The sequence below is a fragment of the Sphingobium sp. V4 genome (genome assembly GCF_029590555.1).
Taxonomy (GTDB): Bacteria; Pseudomonadota; Alphaproteobacteria; order Sphingomonadales; family Sphingomonadaceae; genus Sphingobium.
Map to the genome: position 1 here is coordinate 3,066,695 of NZ_CP081001.1, position 12,242 is coordinate 3,078,936.

The window sequence follows — 12,242 nt, forward strand, 5'->3', positions numbered from 1 at the left end:
GATAACGAGATACGACCAGGAGTAGTTGAAATGGGTATTTTCTCCCGCACCCGCGACATCATCGCCGCCAATGTCACCGACCTGCTCGACAAGGCGGAAGACCCGGCGAAGATGATCCGCATGATCATCCTCGAAATGGAGGAGACGCTGGTCGAGGTCCGCGCGTCCGCCGCCCGCACCATCGCCGACCAGAAGGAGATGCGCCGCCATATCGCCAAGCTCAATGCCTTGCAGGAGAGCTGGACCGAGAAGGCGCAGCTGGCGCTGAGCAAGGATCGCGAGGATCTGGCCAAGGCCGCCCTGGTCGAACGACAGAAGGCAGCCGACATGGCCGAACAGCTCAACCACGAGATCGAGACGCTGGACGACGCGCTCAAGGCGTCGGAGGAAGACATCGCCAAGCTCCAGGGCAAGCTGCGCGAAGCCCGCGCCCGCCAGAACAGCCTGGTCACGCGGATGCAGAGCGCCGAGAACCGGCTGCGCGTGCGCGAAGCCTATGCCGGCGAGAAGGTGAACGAAGCCTTTGCCCGCTTCGACATGCTCGAACGCCGCGTCGACATGGCCGAAGGCCGCGCCGATGCGATGAGCCTGGGCCAGCAGCCCAAGACGCTGGAGGAAGAGATTGCGGAATTGAAGTCGGCCGACAAGGTCGATGCCGATCTCGCCGCGCTCAAGGCCAGCATGAACAAGGGAGCCTGATCCCATGGAAGAGATTCTCATCCCCATCGTCGCGATCACGACGCTCTTCATCGGGATGCCCTGGCTGATCTTCCACTACATCACCAAGTGGAAGCAGGCGCCCAAGATCACCGACGAGGATGAGAAGCTGCTCGACGAGCTGCACCTTCTCGCCCGTCGCCTGGAAGAACGGCTCCAGACGGTCGAACGGATCGTCGCCGCCGACAATCCCGATTTCCGTCCGCAGCGTCCTTCCAGCGACGACGACTACGAATTCGACCGGAGGAACTGACATGACCGCCCGCCGCACCAAATTCTATCTCGACAAGGCCAATGGCAAATGGATGGGCGTCTGCGCCGGCATTGCCGACTATACCGGGATCGACGTGGTCTGGGTCCGGGTCGGGGCGGTGCTCATCACCCTGATGGGCGCCTTCCCCTGGTCGCTGATCGCCTATTTCGCCGCCGCCTATTTCGCCGACAACAAGCCATCGGGCCTCTATGCGGATCGCGACGACGAGAAATTCTGGCAGGGCGTTCGCACCAACCCGACGCGCTCCACCCGCGATGTCCGCTCCAAGTTCCGCGACATCGACCGTCGCCTGGCCGACATCGAAATCTATTATACCAGCCGCAACACCCGCCTGGCCGACGAGATCGACAGCCTGCGCTGATCGCTGCATCGGGGCGGCATAACAGGGGAGAGACAGTCATGAATTTCGGTGGTCCCTTCTTCGTCCTCGCCATCATCGCCATGTCGACGCTGGGCTGGATGTTCACCACCTGGGTCCGCGCCCGCCACGGCTATCCGGTCGAAAATGAATGGACCGGCACCGTTCATCGAACGGACCCTGACGCCGGTCGAAAAATCGACCTTCTTTCAAACGAAAACGAAAAGCTGACCGGCCGAATCAGCCGCCTGGAGGAACGCATCGCCGTGCTGGAACGGATCGCCACCGATCCTGCCACCCGCACGGCGCGCGAAATCGAGGAACTGCGCTGACGCGCGGCCGAGCCAAGGGAGTATAGACGATGTTTCCATTCGAAGCCTTCGCGCCGGTCGCGGTCATCGTCGGATCGCTGGCGGTCGGCGGCTGGATCTTCACCACCTGGCTGCGCATCAAGCATGGCTATCCGCTGGAAAACAGCTGGGGGAAGGCGATCTATCCGCAGAAAAATGAGGAAATGGTCGAGCGCATCAAGCTGCTGAGCCAGGAAAATGCCCAGCTGCGCGCCGAGATCGGATCGATGAAGGACCGGCTCGCCGTGGTCGAACGCATCGTCACCGACGAAAGCCACCAGCTCAACCGCGAAATCGAACGGCTGCGCGGCCCGGCCAACTAAGGCCCGAGACGCCAGCGCGCCAACAGGGAGACAAGAGACATGAACCCGTTTGAAATGGTCGTCGCGATCGTCGCGATCACCGCCATCGCCAGCGTCATCCGAGCCAAATATGGCGTCGTGCGTCGGCACAAGGGCGAAGATTTCATCCAGCGTGGGCCGGACCCGGAAGCGGAAAGGCTGCGCGCGGAAGTGAAGGCGCTCAAGGATCGCGTGGCCGTGCTGGAGCGGCTGGCGACGGACGGCTCCACCGCGCTGGAGCGGGAATTCGAAAAGCTCCGCGACCGCGATTGAGCATTTTCAGAAGGGCTGCGCAGCAGTCCTTCGGTTCGAAAATGCGACCATAAACGATTTTCGCGCTCGTTTGGACAGGGAGGCATTCATGCAGGACCCCTATCTCTATATCACGCTGGCGGCGACCAGCCTGGCTGGCCTGGCCATCATCGCCTTCGCTGGCCTTCGCGGCTGGAACGGCTGGCTGGAACTCAAGCGCGCCGAACTGGTCCGCTACGGCCATGGCGACGAATCGGCGCCCCCATCGGCCGCCGCCCGGATCGAGGTCGCCGACCTCAAGGAACGCATCCGCAAGCTGGAAGCCATCGCGGCCGGCGTCGATCTCTGAACCATCGCACGGGGCGCCGTCAGGTCGCCCCGTGTACAGGCCTGTCGTTTCAGACCATCTCGCCCGACAATAGGCGGGGCAGCGCGCCGGACTGGCCCCGTGCCTCGGCCATGAAGCGATGCTTGAGTAGCGACGTGCGCTGCACCGCCGCCAGGCCGGCCCGGCGCACCAATGAGGGCAGCCTGCCCGGCACGTCGAACAGGCGAACCAGCCCGTCCATCGCCACGCTGGTCATCATCGCATCCAGCCCGCGCCAGCGCTGGTAGCGCGCCAGCAACTGCGCGTCGCCGGGATCGAGGCCCAGCCGCATCCCCTCCACCAGCACCTCGACCAGCGCCGCGACATCGCGGAAGCCCAGGTTCAGCCCCTGCCCCGCGATGGGGTGGATGGCATGGGCGCTGTCGCCGACCAGCGCCAGGCGCGTGTCGGTGATCCGCGCGGCATGGTGAAAGCCCAGCGGATAGGAAGAGCGAGGCCCCGCCAGCCGGATTTCGCCCAGAAAGCCGCCGATCCGCTTCTGCGCTTCGGCCAGCCAGGCGCGCTCGGACAATTTCATCATCGCCGGCGCCTGCCCGGTCGGCACGGTCCATACCACGGCGGATCGGGTGCCCGGCAGCATTGGCAGCAACGCGAAGGGACCGCCGACATAGAAAATCTCGTAGGCGGTATTGGCGTGCGGCACCTCATGGTCGATCGCCGTCACCATCGCGGTATGCTTGTATTGCCAGCGCGTCGTGGTGATGCCGGCCGCCTCGCGCGTCGGGCTGTTGCGCCCTTCGGCAGCGACCAGCAGCGCGCCCTCGATCGTCGCGCCGCTCGCCAGCGTCAGCGTGACGCCGTCGGCATTGCGGTCGACATGGACGGCGCGGTCGGGCTGAAAGCGGGTGAGATTCTTCGCCTCGGCCGCTGTCTGCGCCAGCGCGATGCGCAGGTCGCGATTGGGGAACATCGTCCCCATCACCCCGTCATCCGCATCCGGCGCGAAGTCGAGCGCGCCCGGCTCCAGCCCGTCGCTCACCCAGATGCGGTCGATCGGGCAGCCCTTGCCCTCCAGATGCCGGGCCACGCCGATGGCGCTCAGCATCGCGTGGCTGGTCGAACTGATGGCGGAAACGCGCCCGTCGAAACCGGCGGCAGTGGTATCCACCGGATCGGCCGGATCGATCACGGCGCAGCGCACGCCATGGCCGGAAAGAGCGATGCCCAGGGTCAGGCCGACCAGCCCGCCCCCCAATATCACGACGTCGAAGCGTTCCATGGCCGCCTTTCTAGGCGCTTGGGATCGGATTGGGAAGTCGGCGCTTGCCGCGACCATATCGCGTCATCCCCGCTTTCGCGGGTGACGACGGGATATTACAGCTTGCGCACCCAGCCCGCCGGATCGGCCACAATGCCACGCTGGATGCCGGTCAACTCGGCGCGCAGGCTTTCCGTCACCAGTCCGCCATCGCCATTGCCGATGGTGAAGTCTCCGCTGCTGCTCTTGACCGTGCCGATCGGCGTCACCACCGCCGCCGTGCCGCAGGCGAAGGCTTCGCGCAGCTTGCCGCTGGTGGCGTCCTCGCGCCACTGCGCGAAGCTGTAGAGCTCCTCGCGCACCTCAATCCCCTTGGCGCGGGCGAGGGTGATGATCGAATTGCGGGTGATGCCGGGCAGGATGGTGCCGCTCAGCGGCGGGGTGACGATCGACCCGTCCTCCATCACGAAGAAGACGTTCATGCCGCCCAGTTCCTCGACCCACTTGTTCTCGGCCGCGTCCAGGAACACGACCTGGTCGCAGCCCTGCTTGGTCGCTTCCTTTTGCGCGACCAGCGACGCGGCATAATTGCCGCCGCATTTGGCCGCGCCCGTGCCGCCGCGCGCCGCCCGGGTATAATGTTCCGACACCCACAGGGTGACGGCCTTCTTGCCGCCCTTGAAATAGGCGCCGGCGGGCGAGGCGATGACGCAGAAAATATATTCGTTCGACGGACGCACGCCCAGGAACGCCTCGCTCGCGAACAGGAAGGGGCGCAGATACAAGCTGCCCTCACCGCCCGGAATCCAGTCGGCGTCGATCTTCACCAGTTCCTCGACCGCTTCCAGGAACAGATCTTCGGGGATGGCAGGCATCGCCATGCGCTCGGCCGATTCGGCGAAGCGGCGGGCATTTTCCTCCGGGCGGAACATGGCGATGCTGCCATCCTCCAGCCGGTATGCCTTCATCCCCTCGAAGATTTCCTGCGCATAATGGAGCACGGCGCAGGCGGGATCGAGCTGGAAGGGCGCGCGCGGCTCCACCTTGTGGCTGTGCCAGCCCTGTCCCTCGGTATAGCGGATCGTCACCATATGGTCGGTGAAAAGCCGGCCGAAACCGGGATCCTCAAGCAGCACGGCGCGCTCGTTCGCCGCCACAGCCTGGCTGTTGCGGGTGACGGTGAAGCGCGACTTCTGCTCGACGGCCATGGTGAGTCTCCTTGTTCTGGCTCGGAAGGGGCGCCTATGTCACAGTGCGGCTCCCGAAACAATGGGTCATATATGCTGACCCATTTTGTTGCGGCAGGGCCAGGCTGGCGACGCTGGCCTCTTCCCGCGCCCCGGCTGCCTCGCTATCGCTGCGCCATGTATTTCTTCTCCGACAACGCGACGCCGGTCTGCCCCGAAGTGATGGCCGCAATCGCTGCCGCCGACCATGAAGATCATGGCTATGACGGCGACGCCTGGAGCGCGCGGCTGGACGGCGCCTTCTCGGCGCTGTTCGAAACGCCGGTGCGGGCGCTGTGGCTGTCCACCGGCACGGCGGCGAACAGCATCGCGCTCGCCACCCTCTGCCCACCCTATGGCGGCGTGCTCTGCCATGAGGAGGCCCATATCGTCGTCGACGAATGTGGCGCGCCGGGTTTTTTCACCCATGGCGCGACCCTGATGCCGCTGCCGGGCGCTGGCGCGAAGCTGACGCCCGAGGCGGTGACGGAGCGGCTGAAGACGATCCGTCCCGACGTGCATCAGGTACCGGCGCGCGCGATCAGCATCACCAACGCCACCGAATATGGGCTGGCCTATGCGCCGGACGAGGTCGCGGCGCTGGGCGAGGTCGCGAAGGCGCATGGCCTCAGCGTCCACATGGACGGCGCGCGCTTCGCCAATGCGGTGGCGCACCGGGGGTGTGCGCCTGCGGATCTGACCTGGCGCGCCGGCGTGGACGCGCTCAGCTTCGGCTGCGTCAAGAATGGCGGCATGATCGGCGAGGCGCTGCTCTTCTTCGGCGCGCAGGCCGATGCCCGCGCAGCCGAAGCAACGCGTTGGCGCAAGCGTTCGGGCCATCTCATGTCCAAGGGCCGCTATCTCGCCGCGCAGATACTCGCCATGGTCGAAGGCGACCTGTGGCTGCGCAACGCCCGCGCCGCCAATGGCGCGGCGCAGGCGCTGGCGGAAGGGGCGACTGGACGGCTGATGCACCCGGTCGAGGCCAATGAGCTGTTCGTGCGGCTCACGGCGGCGCAAGCGGCGCAGCTGCGCGCGCAGGGTTTCGACTTCTACGACTGGGGCGAGGGCGCGGCCCGGCTCGTCACCAACTGGTCGCAGGACGCGGCCAGCGTCGCCCCGCTGGCGCAGGCGTTGAAAGCGCTCGACGATGGCTGAACCGTCCAGGGGCGGCGTCGCGGTCCCCTTCATCCTCGTCACCCTGATCTGGAGTTCGACCTGGATCGTCATCCGCGACCAGATCGGCTCGGTCCCGGCCAGCTGGTCAGTCTGCTACCGGTTCCTGCTCGCCGGCGTCGCCATGGCGGCTTTCGCCCGGTGGCGCGGTATCCGGCTGGGGATCGGGCGGAGCGGCATCCTCTACGCCGCGCTGCTGGGCCTTGCCCAATTCGTCCTCAATTTCAACTTCGTCTACCGGGCGGAGCATTATCTGACGTCGGGCGTGGTCGCGGTGGTCTATGCGATGCTGCTGATCCCCAATTCGATCCTCGCCTTCCTGATCTTCCGCCAGCCCGTCGGTCGCGCCTTCATCGGCGGCTCGGTCGTCGCGGTGGCGGGCATCATCCTGATGCTGCTCCACGAATATCGCGTGGCGACGGTCAGCCCCGACATGGTGCTACTGGGCGCGGGGTTCGCGCTCGCGGGCCTCATGAGCGCATCGGCCGCCAATGTGATGCAGGGCATGGAGATCGCCAGGCGCCTGCCGATGGTCGCGGTGCTGGCCTGGGCGATGCTGATTGGCGCAGGCGTGGACGCGCTGTTCGCCTTCGCGACGGTCGGGCCGCCGCAGTTCGACATGCGCTGGGGCTATGTCGCGGGTATCGGCTGGCTGGCGCTGGCCGGGTCGGTCGTGACCTTCCCGCTCTATTTCACGCTGATCCAGAGGATGGGCGCGGGCCGCGCGGCCTATACCAGCGTGTTGATCCCGATGATCGCCATGCTGATCTCCACCGTGGTGGAGGGCTATCGCTGGTCGGCGCTCGCCTTCGCGGGCGCGCTGCTGGCGATTGCCGGCATGGGGATCGCGCTGCGATCGAAGGCTGCCTAACGGGCGCCCGGCTGGTAGCGCAGCTTGGCGGCATTGACCTTGTCGATCAGGCTGGCGATCGGCTCGTGCGATGCCGCCCCGCGGCCGGGCGCGCCCAGATCATTCATCCGGTGGCTGAGCGCGGAAAAGGCGCGGTCGATCTGGCTGTCGATGCGGGTCATGGAGCATCCCTCGTGAAGCGATACCTCCCTTCTCGATCCGTCCGGTTAACAAGCCGTAAACCATGCGACAAAGGGAATCAGGCGCAGGCGCGCAACCCGTCGCGATAGGTCGGATAGCGTAGCGACCAGCCGAGCAGCCGTTTCGCCCGCCCGTTCGCGACCCGGCGGTTTTCCGCATAGAAGGACCGCGCCATCGGCGAAAGGCGAGCCTCCTCCAGCGTCAGCAGCGGCGGAAGGGGCTGGCCCAGCATGGCGCAGGCCTCCTCGATCAGTCGGTTCTGCGCGCAGGGCAGGTCGTCCGACAGATTGTAGACGCCGGGTGGCCCCTGGCGGATCGACGCGACCACCCCCGACACGATGTCGTCGACATGGGCGCGGCTGAATATCTGGTCGGGCAGGTCGATGCGATGGGCGCGCCCCTCGCGCACCCGGTCGAGCGCCGAGCGGCCGGGGCCGTAGATGCCGGGCAGCCGGAAGCGGCGCATGTCGGATCGCAGCGCGCCCCAATGGGCATCGGCCTGAGTCCGGGCGGCGCGGCGTCCCAGGCCGACCGGGCTGGATTCATCCACCCAGGCACCCGCCGCATCGCCATAGACGCCGGTGGAGGAAAGATAGCCGCTCCAGATTGCGGGCGCAGCGGCGATGGCGGCGCCATAGCGGGCCAGCACGGGATCGGCATCGCCCTCGGGTGGGACGGAGGAGAGGATATGGCTGGCCTGGGCGATCGCGGCGCGGACCGCGCCATCATCGTCAAACGCGATCATGTCGGCATCGGCGCTCCGGCGGACGCCGGTGATGTGCCAGCCCTCTTCACCCAAACGGGCGGCGAGCCGCGATGCAGTGTAACCCATGCCGATTATGAGCATGTGGGGCATGGTCGATCGCCCGCCGGAAATCAGACCGTGAAGCTCTCGCCGCAGCCGCAACTGCCCTTGGCATTGGGATTGTTGAAGACGAAGCCGGCGGTGAAATCATCTTCCACCCAGTTCATGGTCGACCCGACCAGATAGAGTACCGAAGCGCCGTCGATATACAGCACGCCGCCGGGCGTCTCGATCTTCTCGTCGAACTTGGCTTCCTGCGTCACATAGTCGACCGAATAGGCAAGGCCCGAACAGCCGCGCTTGGGGGTCGACAGCTTGACGCCGATCGTCCCTTCGGGGGCCTGTGCCATCAGGTCGGCGATGCGCGCCTGCGCGCTCGGCGTCAGGATGACGGCGGCGGGACGGGCACGGGTCTTGGTCTCGGTGGTCATCAGAGCATTCCCAGTTCCAGTTTCGCCTCGTCGCTCATCTTCTGCGGGTCCCATGGCGGATCCCAGACCAGATTCACCTCGACATCGCCGACGCCGGGCACCGCGCCGACGCGCAGTTCGACTTCGCCGGGCATGGATTCGGCGACCGGGCAATGGGGCGTGGTCAGCGTCATGGTGACGACGGCATGACCGTCCTCCGTCACGTCGACGCCGTAGATCAGGCCCAGATCATAGATATTCACCGGGATTTCCGGGTCGAAAATCTCCTTCAGCGCATCGATGATGCCGTCATAGAGATTGCCGCCAGGCTCGCCCGCAGGCGTCTCGGCCGGCTTCTGCGCCAGAAACCCGTCCAGATAGTCGCGCTGGCGCGGCGTGGCCTCCGCGACATCGTCCACGCGCGCCTTGGGCGGCGTCTCGACCGCGTCCACCTCTTCCACCAGTATCTTCCGCTCTTCGCTCATATGGTCAGTCATTGGCGAAAATCTTCCTCACACGCTCCAGACCGCGCACCAGCGCATCCACGTCGCTTTCGTCGCTATAGATGCCGAAGCTGGCCCGCGCGGTCGCCTCGACGCCCAGATGCCGCATCAGCGGCTGGGCGCAATGATGCCCCGCCCGGATCGCGACGCCCGTTTCGTCCAATATGGTGCCGACATCGTGCGGATGCACCCCCTCGACCTCGAAGGAGAGGATGCCGGCCGAATCTTCCGGTCCGAACAGGCGCACGCTGTTCAGGCTTTCCAGCGCCCCGCGCGCCTTGGCCACCAGCGCAGATTCATGCGCGTGGATGGCGTCCAGCCCGATCGCCTGCACATAGTCGATCGCGGCGGAAAGCCCGACGACCCCGGTGATATGCGGCGTTCCCGCCTCGAATCGGGTCGGCGCGGGGGCGTAGGTAGTCTTTTCGAACGTGACCTTGTCGATCATTGACCCGCCGCCCTGATAGGGCGGCATGGCGTCGAGCAGTTCCTTGCGGCCCCACAACACGCCGATGCCGGTCGGGCCATAGAGCTTGTGCGCGGAAAAGACGTAGAAGTCGCAGTCCAGCGCCTGCACGTCGACGGCCAGGCGCGGCACCGCCTGGCAGCCATCGATCAGGATCTTCGCGCCGACCATATGGGCGATGTCGGCGGCGCGGCGGCAATCGAGCACGCTACCCAGCACATTGGACACATGGGCGAGCGCCACCATGCGGTGCTGCGGCGTGATCATCGCCCGCATTGCGTCCAGGTCGATCCGGCCATCCTGCGTCAGCGGCACGACGTCGATCGCCGCGCCCACTTTCTCCGCCACCAGCTGCCACGGCACGATATTGCTGTGATGCTCCAGCGTGGAGAGGAGGATGCGGTCGCCCGCCTTGAGCTGCGTCCCTGCCCAGCTTTGCGCGACCAGGTTGATCCCCTCGGTCGCGCCGCGCACATAGATGATCTCGCTGTCCGACGCTGCGCCGATGAAGGTCGCCACCTTGCGGCGGGCGGCTTCATAAGCGAGCGTCATGTTCGCCGACCGCTCGTAGACGCCGCGATGGACCGTCGCATAATCCGGCCCATAGGCCCGCGCGATCGCGTCGATCACGGCATTGGGCTTCTGCGCGGTGGCGGCGCTGTCCAGATAGTGCCAGTCGCCCCCATCCCCATTCAAAAGGCCGGGGAAATCGTCCCGCAACCGCAGCCCTGAAGCGAGATCGGTCATACCAGCGCCTCCAGCTTGGCGATCGCGGCGGCTTCGAGCATCTCCTTGACCGCGACGTCCGCCACATCGTCGAACACGCCCGCGACGAAGGAGCGCAACAGCAGCGTCTTGGCTGTCGCCGGGTCCATGCCGCGCGATGCCATGTAGAACAACGCCGCCTTGTCCAGTTCGCCCACGGTCGCGCCATGCGCGCATTTCACGTCGTCGGCGTAGATTTCCAGCTCCGGCTTGGCGTTGGCCGTCGCGGTGCGATCCAGCAGCATGGCCTTGATCGACTGGAAGGCATCGGTTCGCTGTGCATCGCGCGCGACGTTGATGCTGCCGAGGTAACTGCCCGTGGCGCGCTGCCCCAGGATCGACCGGATGGTCTGTCCGCTGGTCGAATCGGGCTTGGCATGGGTGACGCTGGTGATGATCTCCAGCACCTGGTCGCCGCCGCCGATGATGGCGCCGTTCAGCTCGAAATGCGCGTTGCTCCCCAGCGTGACGGTGAAGGTCACACGCCCCAGCTTGCCGCCGATATTGAGCAGATGGAAATCGCAACGCGCGCCGTCCGCAATCGTGATGACATAGTCATGCACCGCCGCCGCGCCATCGGCCGCGTCCTGCAACAGGTGATGGCGCGCGCTGTCACCCTCCGCCACGTCGATCCGTGTCGGCGCGGGCGTCGGCCAGATGGCGGCTACAGCCTCCACATCGCTATAGCGCCAGGCTTCATCCTTGCGCGTCGGAAGAGCCAATGCGTTCACGCCGCAACCACTTCGGCATAGCCTTCGCGTTCCAGCTCCAGCGCCAGTTCGGGACCGCCCGACTTCACGATCCGCCCGGCCGCCAGCACATGCACGAAGTCCGGCTTCACATAGTCGAGCAGGCGCTGATAATGAGTGATGAGCAGCACCGCCTTGTCGGGCTTGCGCATGATCGCGTTGATCCCCGCGCCCACGATCTTCAATGCGTCGATGTCGAGGCCGCTGTCCGTCTCGTCCAGGATCGCCAGCCTGGGATCGAGAATGCCCATCTGCACCATTTCGGCGCGCTTCTTCTCGCCGCCCGAAAAGCCGACATTCACCGGTCGCTTCAGCATCTCCATGTCGAGGCCGAGCAGCGCGGCCTTTTCCTTGGCCAGCCGGATGAACTCGCCGCCGTTCAGTTCCTTTTCGCCCCGCGCGCGTCGCTGCGAATTGAGGCTTTCGCGCAGGAATTGCAGGTTGGACACGCCGGGAATCTCGACCGGATACTGGAAGCCCAGGAACAGGCCGGCCGCGGCGCGCTCATGCGGCTCCATCTCGAACAGATCGGCCCCCTCGAAGGTCGCGCTGCCGCCCGTCACGTCATAATTGGGACGGCCGCCCAGCGTATAGGCCAACGTCGACTTGCCCGCGCCGTTCGGCCCCATGATCGCGTGGATTTCTCCCGCGTTGATCCGGAGCGACAGGCCCTTGAGGATCGCCTTGCCGTCGATTTCGTTGGTGAGGTTGTCGATCGTCAGCATCAAATTATCCCTCATGCGCGCGCTGGAGCGTCCGCGCGGTCCAGAAAGCCATGTCGCGCACGTCGCCCGGCGCGGGGAACAGCGTGTCGATATGGCGCTTGATCGGCATATAGGGCCACCAGTCGGCGTCGGGTTCCGGCGCGCCCTTTTCCAGAAGCGCGACGACGAACTCGCTGACCGGCCCCATGCGGGCCAGGTTGGGCGCCTTCGCCTTGTGGAACGCCTTGTCGCTGCGCAGTTTCTCGGTGAAAGCCACGTCGCCTGCTTCCAGCGCCGCACGGCTCTCCGCCTCGAACGCGTCGAGATCGCCGAAATCCTTGACGGCGCGGGCCTGCAATTCGCCCTCTTCCAGCTCATAATCCTCGGTCAGGATGCGGATCGCGGCGGTCCATGACTGGCCATTGCCGACATCCTCCGCGAAATCCGCGAGGGCATCCTGAATATCGTCTTCGTCGCTCAATTTTCCGTCCTTGATCTTGTTTGCGGGG

The 12,242-nt window shown here is 65.8% G+C and carries 19 protein-coding genes; 9 read left to right on the plus strand and 10 right to left on the minus strand.

The genetic code is table 11. The features are described from left to right. Window positions 1-30 precede the first annotated feature (30 nt). The 7 genes from pspA (at window position 31) to K3M67_RS15210 (ending at window position 2,641) form a co-directional block, all read left to right on the plus strand. Window positions 31-699, plus strand: a complete 669-nt coding sequence (pspA, locus tag K3M67_RS15180; RefSeq protein WP_066864962.1) for a phage shock protein PspA — start codon at window positions 31-33, stop codon at window positions 697-699. Window positions 700-703: 4 nt separating this feature from the next. Then, a complete protein-coding gene (gene pspB / locus K3M67_RS15185; protein WP_285831891.1) occupies window positions 704-970 on the plus strand; it encodes an envelope stress response membrane protein PspB in 267 nt (88 codons plus the stop codon). A 1-nt stretch (window position 971) separates the two neighbouring features. Continuing rightward, on the plus strand, window positions 972-1,352 hold the full coding sequence (gene pspC / locus K3M67_RS15190; protein WP_066864957.1) for an envelope stress response membrane protein PspC: 381 nt from the start codon (window positions 972-974) through the stop codon (window positions 1,350-1,352). Between the two features lie 38 nt (window positions 1,353-1,390). Further along, window positions 1,391-1,681 (plus strand): hypothetical protein, encoded by a 291-nt coding sequence (locus K3M67_RS15195; RefSeq protein ID WP_066864954.1) that lies wholly within the window; start codon window positions 1,391-1,393, stop codon window positions 1,679-1,681. 29 nt (window positions 1,682-1,710) lie between these two features. Further along, window positions 1,711-2,022 (plus strand): hypothetical protein, encoded by a 312-nt coding sequence (locus K3M67_RS15200; protein ID WP_285831892.1) that lies wholly within the window; start codon window positions 1,711-1,713, stop codon window positions 2,020-2,022. A 39-nt stretch (window positions 2,023-2,061) separates the two neighbouring features. Beyond that, the gene (locus K3M67_RS15205) at window positions 2,062-2,313 is read left to right on the plus strand and encodes a hypothetical protein (RefSeq protein ID WP_066864948.1); all 252 of its coding nucleotides are present in this window, start codon (window positions 2,062-2,064) and stop codon (window positions 2,311-2,313) included. 88 nt (window positions 2,314-2,401) lie between these two features. Further along, on the plus strand, window positions 2,402-2,641 hold the full coding sequence (locus K3M67_RS15210) for a hypothetical protein (protein WP_066864944.1): 240 nt from the start codon (window positions 2,402-2,404) through the stop codon (window positions 2,639-2,641). Window positions 2,642-2,690: 49 nt separating this feature from the next. Here the strand turns inward: K3M67_RS15210 and K3M67_RS15215 are convergent, their stop codons facing one another. Beyond that, window positions 2,691-3,899 (minus strand): FAD-dependent monooxygenase, encoded by a 1,209-nt coding sequence (locus K3M67_RS15215; RefSeq protein ID WP_285831893.1) that lies wholly within the window; start codon window positions 3,897-3,899, stop codon window positions 2,691-2,693. A 95-nt stretch (window positions 3,900-3,994) separates the two neighbouring features. Next, complete coding sequence (locus K3M67_RS15220; RefSeq protein WP_066864938.1) at window positions 3,995-5,086, minus strand: branched-chain amino acid aminotransferase; 1,092 nt, start codon at window positions 5,084-5,086, stop codon at window positions 3,995-3,997. A gap of 156 nt (window positions 5,087-5,242) precedes the next feature. Here K3M67_RS15220 and K3M67_RS15225 point away from each other — a divergent pair, with 156 nt between their 5' ends. Continuing rightward, window positions 5,243-6,262: a threonine aldolase family protein gene (locus tag K3M67_RS15225; RefSeq protein WP_285832952.1), complete on the plus strand. Its 1,020-nt coding sequence runs from the start codon at window positions 5,243-5,245 to the stop codon at window positions 6,260-6,262. Further along, entirely contained in the window at window positions 6,255-7,151 is an 897-nt protein-coding gene (locus K3M67_RS15230; protein ID WP_285831894.1) for a DMT family transporter, read from the plus strand. The genes K3M67_RS15225 and K3M67_RS15230 overlap by 8 nt, the downstream gene beginning before the upstream one ends. Here K3M67_RS15230 and K3M67_RS15235 read toward each other — a convergent pair. From K3M67_RS15235 to K3M67_RS15270, 8 genes are all read right to left on the minus strand, one after another. Then, on the minus strand, window positions 7,148-7,312 hold the full coding sequence (locus tag K3M67_RS15235) for a hypothetical protein (protein WP_198163022.1): 165 nt from the start codon (window positions 7,310-7,312) through the stop codon (window positions 7,148-7,150). The two genes, K3M67_RS15230 and K3M67_RS15235, sit on opposite strands and share 4 nt — an antisense overlap. A gap of 77 nt (window positions 7,313-7,389) precedes the next feature. Further along, window positions 7,390-8,187, minus strand: coding sequence for a Rossmann-fold NAD(P)-binding domain-containing protein (locus K3M67_RS15240; protein WP_285831895.1), 798 nt, complete (start codon window positions 8,185-8,187; stop codon window positions 7,390-7,392). A 20-nt stretch (window positions 8,188-8,207) separates the two neighbouring features. Next, window positions 8,208-8,567, minus strand: a complete 360-nt coding sequence (locus K3M67_RS15245) for a HesB/IscA family protein (RefSeq protein ID WP_066864930.1) — start codon at window positions 8,565-8,567, stop codon at window positions 8,208-8,210. Beyond that, window positions 8,567-9,031 (minus strand): SUF system Fe-S cluster assembly protein, encoded by a 465-nt coding sequence (locus tag K3M67_RS15250; protein WP_285831896.1) that lies wholly within the window; start codon window positions 9,029-9,031, stop codon window positions 8,567-8,569. Before K3M67_RS15250 ends, K3M67_RS15245 begins: the two co-directional genes overlap by 1 nt. Window positions 9,032-9,035: 4 nt before the next feature. Next, on the minus strand, window positions 9,036-10,262 hold the full coding sequence (locus K3M67_RS15255; protein WP_285831897.1) for a cysteine desulfurase: 1,227 nt from the start codon (window positions 10,260-10,262) through the stop codon (window positions 9,036-9,038). Beyond that, window positions 10,259-11,011, minus strand: a complete 753-nt coding sequence (locus tag K3M67_RS15260) for a SufD family Fe-S cluster assembly protein (RefSeq protein ID WP_285831898.1) — start codon at window positions 11,009-11,011, stop codon at window positions 10,259-10,261. The genes K3M67_RS15255 and K3M67_RS15260 overlap by 4 nt, the downstream gene beginning before the upstream one ends. Beyond that, window positions 11,008-11,754 carry a Fe-S cluster assembly ATPase SufC gene (gene sufC / locus K3M67_RS15265; protein WP_285831899.1) on the minus strand — a complete coding sequence of 249 codons (747 nt, stop codon included), beginning with the start codon at window positions 11,752-11,754 and terminating at the stop codon, window positions 11,008-11,010. Before sufC ends, K3M67_RS15260 begins: the two co-directional genes overlap by 4 nt. A 4-nt stretch (window positions 11,755-11,758) precedes the next feature. Beyond that, window positions 11,759-12,214, minus strand: a complete 456-nt coding sequence (locus K3M67_RS15270) for a hypothetical protein (protein WP_285831900.1) — start codon at window positions 12,212-12,214, stop codon at window positions 11,759-11,761. Between the last annotated feature and the right edge of the window lie 28 nt (window positions 12,215-12,242).